Below are 17,213 nucleotides of genomic sequence, written 5' to 3' on the forward strand. Positions count from 1 at the left end.
AAAATGAAAAAAATAATTTTAATCTTTTGGCTCTCTTTAACTTTTGCCTTATCTCTAAAAGCACAAGAAAACAAACACGACTTAACAATAGAAATTTCAGGGTTAAATTCTAACACTGGTACTGTTTTTATAGCGCTGTACAATAACAAAAAAGACTTTTTAAAGAATAATTACAAAGGAGTTAAAGCTAAAATTAGTAATAAAAAGGCAAGTTACACTTTTAAAGAATTGCCCGAAGGAACCTATGCTGTTTCATTCTTTAACGATGAAAATAACAACAAAAAATTAGATACTAACTTTTTGGGAATACCAAAAGAACAATATGGTTTTTCTAACAATGCAAAAGGTTTTATGGGACCTCCAAAATACGAAAACACTGCTTTTACCTTACTGTCGGATAAAACCATTCAGATAAAAATTTAGTATGAAAAAAATTAAAAAAATTGCATTTTACCTTCTTGCTATATTTGCAACATTAATAGTGCTCTACCCTACAAGCTATCTTAAAGAAGATAGAAAATTTGGTTTGCTACAATACAAATCAGATCTTTTGTTAGCAGACACATTGTGGAACTGGATGTTTTACATTCACATCATTTGTGGTGCCATTGCACTTTTAATCGGCTGGATTCAGTTTCACAAAAAGACTAGAATCAAATACATGCAATTGCATAGAAACATCGGGAAAATCTATGTTGTAACAGTTCTTATAAGTGCAGTTTCTGGGTTATACATTGCGCATTTTGCAACTGGCGGCTTATTTGCCGTTTATGGCTTTGTAATTATGTCTTTAATTTGGTTTTTTACCACGCTGTTTGCTTTTTTAGCAATTAAAAAAGGAGCCGTTTTAAAGCATCAAAAATTAATGATTTATAGTTATGCTACCTGTTTTGCAGCAGTAACTTTAAGAATCTGGTTGCCAATAATGGCTGTTATTTTTAAAGATTTTGTAAAAGCATATACAATAACAGCTTGGCTATCTTGGGTGCCAAATATTATTGTTGCTTATTTTATGAGCAGAAAATTAGTTCAAAAAAAAGAATAACAGTTACATTCTTATTTTACGAACCAAATCTTGTTTGGCCTTTTCATCATCACCAAAAAGCCATTGCAAAACATTGTTTTCCCAAATTTGTCCTTTTTCTGTCTCGGTAATAATATTTTTCTCAATTGCCAAATCTAGAATTTTACCAGGATACGAAGACTGCGCATCACTTTCCATTTCTCCTAAAGGATACGGATCATCTAACCCCATTAAAACCTGACTTGTACCTTGTCTTTTAAACATTAAGTGTAAAGAATCGGTATCGTGAACCAACGTATCAAAAAAGATATTTTTGTGGCCAATTGCCTTTCTTGGATGCGTTTTTCCTTCAAACAAATCAGGTCTTCCATCAAAACCCTGTATGCGTCTACCTAAATTCATTTGTGCCAATTGACCTCCGTGTGCAAAACAAGTTCTAATATTTTTAAACCTTTCTTGCATGCCATTAAGCGTGTAAAAATGATATGCATCGCCACATTGAGCCAACATCCAAATTAAATGAAAGCGCCAATTGGTATTTTCTAACTTAATCATTTTATCACCGTCGTACGGATGAATTTCTATGGCCAATTTGTAATGATCTGCCAATTCGAAAATACGATCATTTTCAGCATCAAAAACACAACGCCATTGCCCAATAGAATCCATAAAATGAGTTGGCAAACACAACACTTTTAAATTTAATTCTTCTACGCAACGCTTTATTTCATCTAAAGCACCATAAATAAAACCAGGATGCACCACAAAACCACAGGTAAATTTAGAAGGATGATTTTTTTGCACTTTCGCATTAAAATCATTCTGAAAACGCAATGCTTTTTTCATTTCTTCTAAACGCAAACCATTGCCGTATAACTGAGAAAGATTTAAAACAACGGCATGGTCAATTTTATTTTTCTCCATCCAAAGTAGCTTCTCATCCAAAAAGAAACTAGAATCTGTTACCGGTCTTTTCCAGCCTTTTTGTAACATGTGTTTGCGCTCGTCATCTACCCAAAAAATTTCTTTTTCCTTCATAAAATCCGGAATCTCTTCTGGATACGGCAACAAATGCGAATGTCCGTTTATGCGTAGTTTTTGATTGCTCATAATATTCATTATTTATTTTAAAAAGAAAATATCAATCTAATTTTTCAAGTTAGTACAGCAATCTCATCAGAAACAAAGAGATTGCTTTCACCTAAAAAGCTATTTCACTTTATCTGGTTTTTCCATAACCGTTCCACATTTAGAACAAGTACATTTTTCAATATCAGAATAATAATTGTCAAAAATTATAGGCATATCCGTTTCAATATTTTTCAATTTAAACTTCTCTCTATACAGTAAATTGTCACAGTTTTCGCAATACCATTCTAAGGCATCCCTCATTTTTTTACGTCTCGGATACTCAATTACCAAGCCCACCGTATTTGCTTTTCTTTGCGGAGAATGTGGCACTTTTGCTGGCAACAAATAAATATCACCCTCATTTATTTCCACATCAATTTGTGTGCCTTTATCATCTATAATTTTTAAAATCATATCGCCTTCTAACTGATAAAAAAACTCTGGAGTTTCGTTGTAATGATAGTCTTTTCGGTTATTAGGCCCACCAACAACCATCACAATATACTCGCCATTATCCCACACACATTTGTTGCCCACAGGCGGTTTCAAGAGGTGTCTATGCTCTGCAATCCACTTTTTAAAATTTAAAGGCTGTACTAATTTACTCATCTATTTTATTTTTGGGCGTTCCTAAAAAGGGCGGGCTTTTCGCTGTATCTTTTTGTAAAAAACAAAAAGGATGCCGCTACAATCCCTAACGCAATTTCGTTAATTTTAAATACAATTCATTTCTTTAAGAATCATTTTTTTTATTTTAATAGCTTTCTCAAAATGATCTAATTTATGAATTTCAATCCACCAAGTTGCAATCTCCATTAATAATTTTGGATTGTCATTTTTATTTTTAAAAAAAGCATAGAAAGACAAGCCTACATTTTCACCTTTATTTGCAATTTTAGTATTGCAAACTTCTATTATTTTTTGTTGAATTTCTGTATTCATAAATTATAATCTTGCCAATCAGTATCAGTTAAAGCGCAGTCAAAAACTAGTTAAACTTATAAAGCTAATAAAAACCTCTCGACTGCGCTCGAGGTGACATCCTCTATTTATACACAAATCAACTAAAACATTATCAATGTCAGTTCGAGCGCAGTCGAGAACTACTTATTTTTTTGAATTATACTTATAATGTGTTGCATTTCTGCATTCTGATAATATTTCTAACATATCAAAATCATTATTCGCTAACGCTAATTTCTTCTTTGCACTCCATTTTTTTATTTTCTTTTCAAAACGAATTGCTTGCTCTACATCATTAAAAACTTGATTAAATATCATCTCAACTGGTCTTCTTTTAAAAGTAAAGCAAGTTGTATTTAATCCTTTTTGATGTTCATTAAATCTTCTATTCAGATCATTAGTTATACCTGTATAAAGTAAATTATCAGAACACTTTAATATATAAACATAATACTTTTTCATAATAACCTCTCGACTGCGCTCGAGGTGACGTTTAAATTTACTTTTTCTTTAACTACAACAAACTAGGTTAGAAATGACAATGAATAAGTAAATCAAATCACTTAAAAGCTACATTCCGGCAATGCTGTCTTCTTTTAAAATTGCATTGGTTTCTGCAATTACTTTTTCTAGCACAACTGCTAATTCTTTTTTTGTCATTTCTAAATGTGTATGCACTTCGTTGTTAGAAACTAAGTTTAACAATGCCTTGTCTTGTGCTCTACCTTTTTTCATTGCTTCATTATAACCAATATTTTCGTTAAACGTAACCAAAGAATATTTAGAAGCATAGTGTTCTGGAAATGTTTTTTCTAAGTCCATTTCTATTTTTCTTTTTTCTTTAAAAAGCGGATTTGCCACATGATCTCGCATTTCATAAAAATTATCGATTGCCAAATCTGCAATAGCATCTACGTCTTTTTTACGTTCTTTTTCAAAAGCTTTAAAAACCGATTGCCAATCTTCAAAACCCTGATTCAAAATTTCATCAAACACAAAAACATCTTCAAAAGAAGCATTCATTCCTTGGCCATAAAAAGGAACAATTGCATGTGCAGCATCTCCTATTAACATGGTATTGCTTTTATAACTCCATGGAGCACATTTAATGGTTCCTAAAGGACCTGTTGGATTGTTTATAAATTCTTCTTTAATATTCGGTATCAAAGCCAATGCATCTGGAAATTCTTTCTCAAAAAAAGCTGTTATTTTTGCTTCTGATGTTAAATTTTCAAAATTAAACTCACCTTCAGTATAACTTAAAAATAAGGTTACCGTAAAACTACCATCCATGTTTGGTAATGCAATTAACATAAAATCGCCACGAGGCCAAATATGCAAATGTTGTTTACTTATCTGATGTTTGCCATTTTTATCAGCAGGTATTTCTAACTCTTTATACCCATGATTTAAATAGTTTTGCGAGTAGCTAAACAAAAATTTACGTTCAGAAACATAACTTTTTCTTAGAGAAGAACCTGCGCCATCTGCACCAAAAACAACAGTTGCATCTACAGAAAACTCTTCTTTGGTGTTGTAATCTTTAAAATGTGCAATGGTATTTTCAATATCTACATGCAAACATTTTTTATTAAAATGAATGGTTACATTCTCTTGTTTTTCGGCTTCATCAAGTAAAATAGCATTTAAATCGCCTCTAGAAATAGAATTTATAAATTCATTTTTTCTACCAGAATAATTAGAAGTAAATGTATTTCCTTTTGCATCGTGCATTAACCTACCAATCATTGGTATGCAAATTTCTCTTGCTTTTTCTTCCATACCGCATAAACGCAAGGCTTTTAAACCACGGTCAGACAAGGCTAAGTTAATAGACCTACCTGCAGAAATATCTGTTGTTCTTAAATCGGGTCTGCGTTCATACACCTCAACTTTATAACCTCTTTGCGCCATACGCAAAGCCAATAGAGAACCACACAAACCTGCGCCTATTATTAAAATTTTATCTTTTTTATTCATGTTATTTTTAATCTTATTTATAATTCAATTAAGAACTAAAAAATTACACACACTAAAACCTCTCGACTGAGCTCGAGGAAACCTCTATTTAGCTAACAATCCTTTTAAAATAGCCACCATTTGATATACATCTTCAAAAGAAGTATACATTGGCGTTGGCGCACAACGAATAACATCTGGCTCTCGCCAATCTGTAATTACATGTTTTTCAGTTAGCTTTTTATGTAAATTTTTATCTGCGTTTTTTACTTGAATTGATAATTGACAACCTCTTTCTTTTGGGTTTTTAGGAGTAATAATTTGAATATCCTTAGAACCAATTTCATGAATCAAATACTCGAAATAACCTGTTAATTTCTCTGATTTTTCTCGCAAAGCATTCATTCCAACTTCATCAAATAAATCTAAAGAGGCTTTTATAGCCGCCATAGATAAAATTGGCGGATTGCTTAATTGCCATCCTTCTGCTCCTTCCATCACATCAAAAGGTTGTCTCATGTTAAAACGAGTGGCTTTGTTATGATTCCACCAACCAGCAAAACGAGGCAATTCTTTATTTTTGGCATGACGCTCATGCACAAAAACACCTGCCAAACTTCCTGGGCCTGCATTTAAATACTTATAGGTGCACCAAGCAGCAAAATCTACATTAGAATCGTGAAGGTTTGGCTGAACATTACCTGCTCCGTGTGCTAAATCTATTCCAACAACACAATTTTTTGAATGACCAATGGTAGCAATTCGCTTTATATCTAAAAACTGACCTGTATAATAATTTACACCGCCAATTAGTAACAAAGCAATTTCATCACCTTGCTCTTCAACAATAGTTTCTAAGTCTTCAATGTTTAATAATTCTTCTCCCTTTCTTGGTTTCCATTCTATAAGATCATCCTCAGAAAAACCATGAAACTTTAATTGCGATTGCACTGCATATCTGTCTGAAGGAAAAGCATCACTCTCTATTACAATCTTATATTTGGTTTTTGTTGGCCTATAAAAAGAGACCATTAACAAATGTAAGTTTGTAGTAAGGGTATTCATTACAACAGTTTCTATGGGTTTTGCACCCACAATTTTTGCCATTTTATCAGTAAGTAATTCATGGTAATTCAACCACGGATTTTTAGCTTCAAAATGTCCTTCTACTCCTAATTTTGCCCAATCGTCTAACTCTTGATTGATATAATTCTTAGTCACTTTTGGTTGCAATCCTAAAGAATTCCCTGTAAAATACAACCAATTATTCCCGTTTTTATCTTTCGGAATATGAAATTTCGCTTTTAGATGAGACAACGGATCTTGGTCATCTAACTGCTTGGCAAATGCCAATGAATTTTGATATTGCATTCTATAAAAATTGAATTCATTCAAATATAAAACAATCCTATTGAGAATTCAATTTTTTGAGTTTTGATTTTTTGTACTTTAGCTGAAAATACTTTTTAGAATGAAATTTACAACACCTTTTGCTATTTTACTTTTCGTGTTTTTAGTGTCTTGTAAAAACAATACAGAAACACTTTCAGAAATAAAAGCCTTGTCTGCTGATATTAAAACAGCCTATGCACCAGACAAAAGAGTCGCGTTATTTGAGATTGATATTCAGGAAATTGACAATCAGCTCATTTTAGAAGGAAAAACAACTTCAGAAATAGCTCTTTTAACACTTTTAGACAGCCTTAATAGTAAAAAAATAAAATTTAAAAATAAGGTACGCGTATTACCAGACACACTAATTGGTCATAAAATATATGCTGTGGCTAAAAACGCTGTAATTAATATTCGATCTCAACCAAAACATGCTGCTGAATTAGGCACGCAAGGCTTGCTTGGTATGTCTTTAAAAGTATTGGACAAGCAGGGCGATTTTTATCAAATTCAAACCCCAGACAACTATATTTCTTGGGTAGACAAAGGCGGAATTATCCGCATGAAAAAAGAGGAATTTGATACTTGGAACGCTTCTAAAAAAATAATTTTTACAGAAATTTCTGGTGTTGTTTATGCTGATAAAAATAAAAATGGACCTATTGTTTCTGACATTACGCTAGGTGGTTTGCTAAAATATGTAGCTGAAGACGCTACCTTTTACCAAGTAGCATACCCAGACAATAGAAGTGGTTTTATTTTAAAAAACCAAGCTACTATTTATAAAAACTGGCTACAAAAATTAACGCAAACAACAGAAAACATAGAGACAATAGCAACTAAATTTAATGGTTTTCCTTATTTATGGGGTGGCACATCTTCTAAAGGAATTGATTGTAGCGGATTTACAAAAATGGTCTATTTAATGAATGGTTTTATAATTCCTAGAGATGCTTCTCAACAAATTAATGCAGGTACAACTGTAGATGTAAACCTTTCTTTTAAGGATTTAGAAAAGGGCGATTTGTTGTTTTTTGGCACCAGAGCAACTGCAACTAAAAAACAACGTGTTGTGCATGTTGGTATTTGGCTTGGTAATGATAAAATGGAGTTTATTCATGCCTCTGGAAATGTGCACATTTCTTCTATGGATGCTAAACAATCTAATTATGATGCGTTTAATAAAGACAGGTATTTAGGAAGCAAAAGGTATTTGGGTGCTAGCGATAAAAATATAATTAACTTAAAAGATTTCTTAAAACTGTAATTATTTTTAGCCCAGATTGAAATGGCATCCTTTTTTTGTTTTTCTCAAAAAAAGATAGAATGGAAAGCTGGAAATAGCTTCAAAAAAAAACACTCTTTTAATTGCTAAAAGAGTGTTTCTGTATGTGTGCATAGAAATTAATACAATACTCTAAACTTAATTGTACCCTCTACGTTTCTTAATTTTTCTAATACTTCTCTGTTGTATTCTTTGTCTAAATCTGTAATTACATAACCCACTTTTGGATCTGTGGATAAATATTGGCCGTTGATATTTAGATCATATTTTGCCAATATTTTATTGATTTTTGCCATTACACCTGGCACATTTTTATGGATGTGTAAAAAACGGTGTGCATTGGTTTGTCTTGGCAATCGAATATTTGGGAAATTTACGGCATCTACCGTGTTCCCAGAATTGATGTATGCCATAATTTTGCTAGGCACAAAATCTGCAATATCTCTTTGCGCTTCTTCTGTACTACCACCAACATGCGGAGTTAAGATTACATTTGGCAAACCTTTAAGCTCGGTATAAAATTCACCATTTTTTCTTGGCTCTTCTGGATATACATCTACTGCTGCACCTGCTAATTTTCCGCTTTTTAAAGCCGCAACTAAAGCCGCAATATCTACCACAAAACCTCTAGCTAAATTTACTAAATGAGCACCATCTTTCATCTGAGAGATTTCTTTTTCTCCGAAGAAGTTTTTGTTTGCTGAATGGTCATCTACATGTAAAGTAACCACATCAGAAATAGCCAATAAAGCCTCTAATGTATCTACTTTTGTTGCGTTTCCTAGTGCCAATTTGTCTTCTACATCATAATAATAAACGGCCATACCCAACGCTTCAGCTAAAATTGAAAGCTGAGAGCCAATGTTTCCGTACCCAACAATTCCTAATTTTTTACCACGTACTTCTCTAGAACCGTCTGCAGTTTTATTCCATTGACCGTTATGAATTTCTGTGCTTCGCTGAAAAACAGAACGCATTAGCATGATAATTTCTCCTATAGCCAACTCTACCACAGAACGTGTGTTGCTGTAAGGTGCGTTAAACACTACTACTCCATTCTCTTTACAAGCTTCTAAATCTATTTGTTTGGTACCAATACAAAAAGCACTTACAACCATTAATTTTTCTGCGGCGGCAACTACTTTTTTAGTAACATTTGTTTTCGATCGAATTCCTAAAACATGTACGTCTTTTATTTTTGCAATCAGCTCATCTTCAGACAAACTTTTTGAAACGGTTTCTACAGAAAAACCATCTGTAGACAACTTTGCAAAAGCATCTGGATGTACGTTTTCTAGTAATAAAATTTTAATTCTGTTTTTTGGGTAACTTATATTTCTTGGCAAATCGTTTATGTATAAAAATTCGTCTAAATTAGGTGTAATATGGTCTGCGTTTTCTGTTGTTTTTTGACGAGAAACGTTTTCTGTATAGGCAAAAAATTTATCTGCAACACCAGCTTCTCTGGTAACATAATCGCTGTATCCGTCTCCTATTACTTGTATTTCGCCCTCTAAATTCATGTCTTTTAAACACTGAATTTTTCCGTTGTGTTTCGAAAGCGGATTGTGAGCATCAAAACCAATAATTTCTCCATCTGCTGCAAAAGTAAAAGTATTTGCAAACACTCTTTCTGTAGGAATGTTGTATTCTTTTACAATAGGATCTATAAATTCTTTAAATCCACATGAAATTACGTAGATATCTTCGGCAAAATTCTCGAAAAAATCTTTATTGCTTTCTATAGATTTAGATACTTGCTTTTTTAAAGCATCTACCAACCCATCTAGATCTGCTTTGTTTGCTTTTAGCAACTTAATTCTTCTTTCTAAAGATTCTGTAAATGAAATTTCGCCATCGATTCCTAAATTGGTAATGTCTATTATTTCTTGAATAATAGCTTCTTTTTTAGGATTGTTTTGCAAAGTAATTTCTGCCAAAACATCTAGTGCCTCAACACGTGTTAAAGTACTGTCAAAATCGAAAATATAGTTGCGTTTATTGGTAATCATTTTTAAAAATCTTGATGGATTTATGTTTGGTAAATCTACAAATATAGTAGGTTATGAAAAAGAGATTTTTAAGTTTTATGATATCTCTTAAAATTAACAATAAATAACTTTAAGTTGATAAAAAAGACTTAAAAAACTAACTTTAATTATGGAATCCTAAAAGAACGAACCACCAAATTATAGGCAATGCCTCTACCCAAAAAGAACTATAGTATTTAGACTGATTGATTTTTGCACGCATCAAGAAAATTAAAACTAAAAAAAAGAAGAGCATGAATACATTTTTAGAAACCGCATCTAAATTAAGAGCATATTCTAATAAAAGTGCAAATATTAGCATTCCTAAACCGAGTCTTTTTGTCTTTGCTTCTCCTATTTTCTTTGGAATGGTTTGTAAAAAAATAGCATCATATTGTACGTCTCTTATATCAAAAGGAAGTATCAATACTAGTACGATTAAAAATCGTTGTACAGACAACAAAAATACATTGTAATTATATATTTCTGAAGCATTTACAAAAGGAATTACCACTGTAAAACCTGCCCAAACGAATGCAACTACTATAATTTTTAAATAGCTAATTTGTCGTAAATTTTTAGCAAAACCACTTAAAAAAGGAATTGCATACAGTACTGTTAAGACTACAAAAGGCAAGGTAAAAAGCACCGTTTTAAATTTTACTAAAAAACCAAAATAACACATGGCTAAAAAGCAAAAGAATGAAAAAATTTGAATGATTTTTAAATTACTTGTCAGACGTTTGTGATGCAATTTGGCAACACCTGCATATTTCACAAAATTATAACCGGTTATGGTGCCGAAAAAAATAAAATAATCTAGGTTTTTATCGTAAGAAATTTCTAAATATTGTTCAGTGATTCTTACAAACGCAAAAACTGCAAAAGCTACATGAACACTAGCATTGATATAAAAATTGAGTATTTTTTTCAAAAAAATCATTCAACAAAAATAACGCATATGTTTATAACATACTATTTTGGTTAATAATTAACTTTTTTTTATTGATTTTCTCGTCACTTTGTATTTGTTTTATTGCTTATTTTTGATACGCAAAAAATAACACTATTTTTTTGCGAATAGCGCAACCAAAACAAACTTAAAAATACGTCATAACAAAACTTTTTTTAATGAATACAAATTCGTTTCAACATAGACACATTGGCCCTAGCCAAAAGGAACAAGAAAAAATGTTAACTGCTATAAAAGCAGACAGTTTATCAGAATTAATCTACCAAACTGTTCCAGATAACATTCTACTTAAAAAAGAATTAGATCTAGCACCTGCAAAAAGCGAATATGAGTATTTAGCACACATTAATAAACTAGCAGAAAAAAATAAAGTCTTTAAAAGCTATATTGGGTTAGGCTATCATGAAGCTATTGTACCAAGTGTTATTCAAAGAAATATTTTAGAAAACCCAGGCTGGTATACAGCCTACACACCTTACCAAGCAGAGATTGCTCAAGGTAGATTAGAAGCGTTGTTAAATTACCAAACTATGATTTGCGATTTAACTGGCATGGAGTTGGCAAACGCTTCTTTGTTAGACGAGGCTACAGCTGCTGCAGAAGCAATGGCTTTACTGTTTGATGTAAGAGAGCGTTCTAAAAAGAAAGCAGGTGCAAATAAATTTTTTGTTTCTGATGAAATTTTACCGCAAACTCTTTCTTTATTGCAAACAAGAGCAACACCGATTGGTATTGAATTGGTTATTGGCAACCACGAATCTTTTACTTTTGATGATGCTTATTTTGGCGCTATTTTACAATACCCAGGGAAGTATGGTCAATTATATGACTATGAGTCTTTTGTTAAAAAAGCTACAGACAAGGACATTAAAGTTGCAGTTGCAGCAGATATTTTATCACTTGTAAAATTAAAAGCTCCAGGAGAATTTGGTGCCTCTGTTGTGGTTGGTACTACTCAAAGATTTGGGATACCTTTAGGATACGGTGGCCCACATGCGGCATATTTTGCAACTAAAGATGCGTACAAAAGAAGTATTCCGGGGCGAATAATTGGTGTTACCAAAGACATGGATGGTAAACGCGCCTTAAGAATGGCGTTACAAACCAGAGAACAGCATATTAAAAGAGAAAGAGCTACCTCTAACATTTGTACTGCGCAAGTTTTACTAGCTGTAATGGCGGGTATGTATGCGGTTTATCACGGACAAGAAGGTTTAAAATACATTGCCAATACAGTACATGAAAACACAAAGAAACTAGCTAACACGTTAGAAAATTTAGGATTTCAACAAAAAAACACCTCGTTTTTCGATACTCTTTTAGTAAAAGTATCTGCTAAAGAATTAAAAACCGTTGCAGAACAAAAAGAAATCAATTTTAATTATGTAGATGAGCAACATGTTTCTATTTCTATAAATGAAACTGTAAGCAACAATGAATTAGAAGAAATTATAAGTTGTTTTACAACTGCTTTCAATCTAAAAAACACAGAAAGTAACAATACGAAAGATGTAATTCCTACAAATATCCAGAGAAATACTTCCTTTTTAGAAAACGATGTTTTTAATACCTATCAGTCAGAAACAGACATGATGCGTTATATTAAAAAATTAGAGCGTAAAGATTTGGCCCTAAATCATTCGATGATTTCTTTAGGTTCTTGTACCATGAAATTAAATGCAGCCTCAGAAATGTTGCCTTTAAGCAATCCGCAATGGGGTAATATTCACCCTTTTGTTCCTTTAAATCAAGCAGAAGGTTATCATGAAGTTTTAAGAAAATTAGAACATCAGTTAAACATTGTAACAGGTTTTGCAGGCACTTCTTTACAACCAAATTCTGGTGCTCAAGGAGAGTTTGCTGGTTTAATGACAATTAGAGCTTATCATTTATCTAGAAACGATGCGCATAGAAATATTTGTATTATTCCTGCGTCTGCACACGGTACCAATCCTGCATCTGCTGTTATGGCGGGCATGAAAGTAGTGGTTACTAAAACAGCCGAAAATGGTAATATTGATGTAGATGACTTACGTGAAAAAGTAATTTTACATTCAGAAAATTTAGCGGCCTTGATGGTAACATACCCATCTACGCATGGTGTGTTTGAAAGTGAAATTAAAGAAATAACTAAAATTATACACGATAACGGCGGACAAGTTTATATGGATGGCGCGAATATGAATGCTCAAGTTGGTTTAACAAACCCAGCAACCATTGGTGCAGATGTTTGTCATTTAAATTTACATAAAACATTCGCAATTCCTCATGGCGGTGGTGGCCCAGGTGTTGGTCCTATTTGTGTAGCACCTCAACTGGTTCCTTTTTTACCAACCAACCCAATTGTAAAAACTGGTGGTAAAAATGCAATTACTGCAATTTCTGCTGCTCCTTGGGGCTCTGCTTTAGCGTGTCTTATTTCTTACGGATATATTACTATGCTTGGGGCAGAAGGCCTTACAAATGCTACCAAAATGGCAATTTTAAACGCTAATTATATCAAAGAAAGATTAGAAGCACATTACCCAACCTTATATACAGGTGAAAAAGGGAGAGCTGCGCATGAAATGATTATTGATTGTAGAGATTTTAAAAACAACGGAATTGAAGTGGTTGATATCGCTAAAAGATTAATGGATTATGGATTTCATGCACCTACAGTTTCTTTTCCGGTTGGTGGCACTATGATGATCGAACCTACAGAATCTGAAAGTTTGGCAGAATTAGATCGTTTTTGTGATGCTATGATTTCTATTCGTAAAGAAATAAAAGAAGCGACTAAAGACAACCCTAACAATCCACTAAAAAATGCACCGCATACACAAGAAATGCTAACTGCAGATGAGTGGAATTTACCTTATTCTAGAAAGCAAGCTGCTTTTCCTCTAGAATACATTGCTGACAATAAGTTTTGGCCAACAGTAAGAAGAGTAGATGATACGTATGGTGACAGAAACTTAATTTGTTCTTGCAACCCTATTGAAGATTATATGTAAACACATAGTGTTACAAATTACTGAAACCGTTTCATAAAAATGAAACGGTTTTTTTGTTTTAAAATAGCACTAAAATTATTTTGAATAATAAACTTCTTCTAAACTAACTACTTCATTTTCTTTTTTACGTCTAAAAATTTGGTTTGCTTTTAGAGTTGCAATAGAATCTAAGCCCATAGCAGCAACCATTTCTTTAACCGCTGCAACAGTTTTAGAGTGGTAATTTTTTACACGTACATTTTTCTTTTCTACCACTAAAGCTTCTACTAAATCTTCATCTTGTGTTGCTACCCCAACTGGGCAGGTGTCTAAATTACATTCTCTTGCTTGTATACAACCCAAACTTAACATAAAACTACGTGCCATACCAATAGCATCTGCACCTAAAGCTAAATATTTTACAATATCAAAAGCGTCTATTGCCTTACCTGAAGCAATAATTTTTACTTGCTCTTTTAACTTATATTGCATCAATAGCTTATTTATAAAAACCAACCCGTCTATTAATGGCGTACCTATATAGTTTGTAAATTCTAAAGGTGCTGCTCCTGTACCTCCTTCTCCACCATCTACAGCAATAAAATCTGGATAATTATTAGCCTCTGCAAATGCTTTTATCATGTCTTCTATTTCTTGATTATTACCAACACATAACTTTATACCAACAGGTTTACCTTCGGATAAATCTCTTACTTTTTGTATAAAGGTGATCATTTCTTGATAATTAGAAAAAGCTGAATGACTTGGCGGAGAATCTACTTGAGTACCAACTGTAACTTTACGAATAGCCGCTATTTCTGGTGTGTTTTTTTTGGCCGGCAAAATACCACCATGACCCGGTTTTGCACCTTGCGAAAATTTAATTTCAATCATTTTTACTTCGGGTCTAATGGCATTTTGCTTAAAAATAGCGTCGTCAAAAACACGTTTACCATCTACAGATTTACCAGCACCAAAATACCCTGTACCTACTTGAAAAATTAAATCGCCACCTTGTAAATGGTATGGCGATATTCCGCCTTCACCTGTATTATGAGCAAAACCATCCATTTTTGCTCCTTGATTTAAAGCCATTATGGCATTTTTACTTAACGAGCCAAAAGACATGGCAGAAATATTAATGATAGAACTAGTGTATTTTTGAGCACATTTATCTGAGCCAAAAACAACTTTTTCTCCTTTTATTTGATGATGATCTTTTGGAAACAGTGAATGTTTTACAAACTCATACCCTTTGGCATATACATTGTGTTGTGTACCAAAAGGAATGGTTTCTTTTTGCAACTTAGACCTTTGGTAAACTAGACTTCTTTTTTCTCTATTAATTGGTGTTCCGTTTAAATTATCTTCTATAAAATATTGCTGAATTTTTTCTCGCTCGTCTTCAAACAACCAACGCAATCTTGCTACTAAAGGAAAAGATCGCAACAAAGAATGTTTTGTTTGCAGGCTATCAAAAATGGCTATAATAGTTAGTATTGAAGAAATGGCAAGTAATATAATAGTACCCAATTGAGGTATAAAGTAAACTAAAACACCAAATAAAATGGTTATTAATAGTAAGACAGAAAGAATGGTATTTCTCATTTATTTTTTTTGTTAAAAGTAAGAGATTCTATTGAACTAAAGAAAAAAGCTGGCAAATAGTTGCGTTAAGGATTGTAGCGAAAATCCTTTTTGCTGTTTTGCAAAAAGATTGTAACGAAAAGCCTGACCAAGCTTTTTCTGCTTGGAAACGCCCAAACAGAAAAATATGAAAGCCTGTTTAGAACAAAAAACCTCCAACAAGTAAATGTTGGAGGTTTTAATATGTTTAAAATTCTAAAAGAATTAGTCTTTTTTGAATTTTGCGTATTTTGTTTTAAATTTATCGATACGACCTGCAGCATCAATAAGTTTAGATTTACCAGTGTAAAATGGGTGAGAAGTTCTAGAAATCTCTAATTTTACTAAAGGATACTCTACACCATCAACTTCTAAAGTTTCTTTAGTGTCTACAGTAGAACGTGTTAAAAATACATCTTCGTTAGACATGTCTTTAAAAGCTACCATTCTGTAATTTTCTGGATGAATTCCTTTTTTCATTTTATAATATTTTTATACTTAATTGTTATGTTTTATTGAGTTAAGTTGGTAAAGCTTACTCTAAATTCTAAATAGTTGTTATTTACTATTTTGAGGATGCAAATTTAAGCTATTTTTTCTATTTACAAATAATTATTTTGTTTTTATTTAAGAAGAAAATTAGTTTCTACAACTTTAAGCTTCTTTTAAACGTTAAAAGTTGTTTTATTAGTGACATTTTTTAGATATTTACGTTTTAAAACCTTGAAATTTAATTTAATAATGAAGCACATCTTAACCCTATTCTCATTTTTTTTGTTTTTATTGATATTTACCTCTTGTTCTGATGTTTACAAATTTACTTTAGAACACGAAAAAAAGGTAGCCTTGAACACTAAAATTGAAATTAATTTAAAAGAAAAGGAAGATAAAAAAATAAATAAGGTTCAATTTTTTATAAATGGTAAAGAAATTGTTTCAGAGGGGACTTCTACAACCATAGACACAAAAAATATAGGAATCGGCAAGCATCAAATTTCTGCATTGGTATTTTATCCAGAGAAGACCAAAAAAATAAACAACTCTTTTGAAGTTTTAGCAAATAAACCACCTGAAGTTTACAACTATAAAATTATTAATGAATACCCACATGATAAAAATGCCTACACCCAAGGTTTAGAGTATTATAATGGTTTCTTATACGAAACTACAGGGCAAAGAGGGCAATCTACACTTAGAAAAGTAGATTATAAAACCGGTAAAGTCTTACAAAAAACTGCTTTAAGTAAAGAGTATTTTGGCGAAGGAATGACTATTTTTAACCATAAAATTTACTGGCTAACATGGCAAGGTAAAAAAGGCTTTGTATACAATTTAGACACTTTTGAACAAGAAAGTGAGTTTACCTACAATAATAGTGTAGAAGGTTGGGGATTGACACACAATGACTCTATGCTAATAAAATCTGACGGGACAAATAAAATCTGGTTTTTAAACGCAGCTACTTTAAAAGAAGAAAAATCGATTGAAGCATACACTAATAAATATGCCGTTAAAGATTTAAATGAATTAGAACTGATACATGGTAAAATTTACGCCAATAAATACCAGCAAAATGCCATTGTTATAATTGACCCAGAAACAGGAATTGTAGAGGGTATTGCCGATTTAAATTCTTTGAAAAAAGAAATGGAAAAAACCCAAAAATTAGTCGCTCAAGACGAAGTACTAAATGGTATTGCCTTTGATGCAGAAAACAACAGACTTTTTGTAACCGGTAAAAACTGGGGGAAACTATTTGAAATTGAATTGATAAAAAAACAATAACTCTCTTTATAGGAAGTTGTTTTTGTATGATTAATAACACTCGCTGACTAAGCGCAGTCGAGACCTAAAC

The 17,213-nt window shown here is 32.3% G+C and carries 15 protein-coding genes; 5 read left to right on the plus strand and 10 right to left on the minus strand.

The features are described from left to right. Positions 1–3: 3 nt before the first annotated feature. The gene (locus Q0678_RS07680; RefSeq protein WP_299056198.1) at positions 4–423 is read left to right on the plus strand and encodes a DUF2141 domain-containing protein; all 420 of its coding nucleotides are present in this window, start codon (positions 4–6) and stop codon (positions 421–423) included. 1 nt (position 424) lies between these two features. After that, positions 425–1,045: a DUF2306 domain-containing protein gene (locus tag Q0678_RS07685; RefSeq protein ID WP_299056201.1), complete on the plus strand. Its 621-nt coding sequence runs from the start codon at positions 425–427 to the stop codon at positions 1,043–1,045. Between the two features lie 3 nt (positions 1,046–1,048). Here Q0678_RS07685 and Q0678_RS07690 read toward each other — a convergent pair whose 3' ends face one another. From Q0678_RS07690 to kynU, 6 genes are all read right to left on the minus strand, one after another. Beyond that, complete coding sequence (locus Q0678_RS07690; protein WP_299056204.1) at positions 1,049–2,134, minus strand: amidohydrolase family protein; 1,086 nt, start codon at positions 2,132–2,134, stop codon at positions 1,049–1,051. A 99-nt stretch (positions 2,135–2,233) separates the two neighbouring features. Then, positions 2,234–2,764, minus strand: a complete 531-nt coding sequence (locus Q0678_RS07695; protein WP_299056206.1) for a 3-hydroxyanthranilate 3,4-dioxygenase — start codon at positions 2,762–2,764, stop codon at positions 2,234–2,236. 105 nt (positions 2,765–2,869) lie between these two features. After that, positions 2,870–3,097, minus strand: coding sequence for a DUF6500 family protein (locus tag Q0678_RS07700; RefSeq protein WP_299056208.1), 228 nt, complete (start codon positions 3,095–3,097; stop codon positions 2,870–2,872). 165 nt (positions 3,098–3,262) lie between these two features. Continuing rightward, positions 3,263–3,580: a GIY-YIG nuclease family protein gene (locus Q0678_RS07705; protein ID WP_299056211.1), complete on the minus strand. Its 318-nt coding sequence runs from the start codon at positions 3,578–3,580 to the stop codon at positions 3,263–3,265. Between the two features lie 108 nt (positions 3,581–3,688). Then, complete coding sequence (locus Q0678_RS07710; protein WP_299056213.1) at positions 3,689–5,098, minus strand: FAD-dependent monooxygenase; 1,410 nt, start codon at positions 5,096–5,098, stop codon at positions 3,689–3,691. Between the two features lie 84 nt (positions 5,099–5,182). After that, entirely contained in the window at positions 5,183–6,448 is a 1,266-nt protein-coding gene (gene kynU / locus Q0678_RS07715) for a kynureninase (protein ID WP_299056215.1), read from the minus strand. 100 nt (positions 6,449–6,548) lie between these two features. Here kynU and Q0678_RS07720 point away from each other — a divergent pair, with 100 nt between their 5' ends. After that, positions 6,549–7,736 (plus strand): C40 family peptidase, encoded by a 1,188-nt coding sequence (locus tag Q0678_RS07720; RefSeq protein ID WP_299056217.1) that lies wholly within the window; start codon positions 6,549–6,551, stop codon positions 7,734–7,736. Positions 7,737–7,873: 137 nt separating this feature from the next. On the opposite strand, the gene serA is transcribed toward Q0678_RS07720, so the two are convergent. Then, complete coding sequence (serA, locus tag Q0678_RS07725) at positions 7,874–9,766, minus strand: phosphoglycerate dehydrogenase (RefSeq protein WP_299056220.1); 1,893 nt, start codon at positions 9,764–9,766, stop codon at positions 7,874–7,876. A gap of 142 nt (positions 9,767–9,908) precedes the next feature. Then, the gene (locus Q0678_RS07730) at positions 9,909–10,727 is read right to left on the minus strand and encodes a hypothetical protein (RefSeq protein WP_299056223.1); all 819 of its coding nucleotides are present in this window, start codon (positions 10,725–10,727) and stop codon (positions 9,909–9,911) included. A gap of 188 nt (positions 10,728–10,915) precedes the next feature. On the opposite strand from Q0678_RS07730, the gene gcvP reads away from it, so the two are divergent. Beyond that, a complete protein-coding gene (gene gcvP, locus Q0678_RS07735) occupies positions 10,916–13,753 on the plus strand; it encodes an aminomethyl-transferring glycine dehydrogenase (protein WP_299056225.1) in 2,838 nt (945 codons plus the stop codon). Between the two features lie 75 nt (positions 13,754–13,828). Here gcvP and Q0678_RS07740 read toward each other — a convergent pair whose 3' ends face one another. Together Q0678_RS07740 and Q0678_RS07745 are read right to left on the minus strand one after the other, a co-directional pair. Then, entirely contained in the window at positions 13,829–15,340 is a 1,512-nt protein-coding gene (locus Q0678_RS07740; RefSeq protein ID WP_299056228.1) for an FMN-binding glutamate synthase family protein, read from the minus strand. A 243-nt stretch (positions 15,341–15,583) separates the two neighbouring features. After that, complete coding sequence (locus Q0678_RS07745; RefSeq protein WP_299056231.1) at positions 15,584–15,838, minus strand: type B 50S ribosomal protein L31; 255 nt, start codon at positions 15,836–15,838, stop codon at positions 15,584–15,586. Between the two features lie 366 nt (positions 15,839–16,204). On the opposite strand from Q0678_RS07745, the gene Q0678_RS07750 reads away from it, so the two are divergent. Beyond that, complete coding sequence (locus Q0678_RS07750) at positions 16,205–17,143, plus strand: glutaminyl-peptide cyclotransferase (RefSeq protein ID WP_299056233.1); 939 nt, start codon at positions 16,205–16,207, stop codon at positions 17,141–17,143. Positions 17,144–17,213 lie beyond the last annotated feature (70 nt).

The sequence above is a fragment of the uncultured Polaribacter sp. genome, from assembly GCF_947497125.1.
In the GTDB taxonomy this organism is placed as follows: Bacteria; Bacteroidota; Bacteroidia; order Flavobacteriales; family Flavobacteriaceae; genus Polaribacter.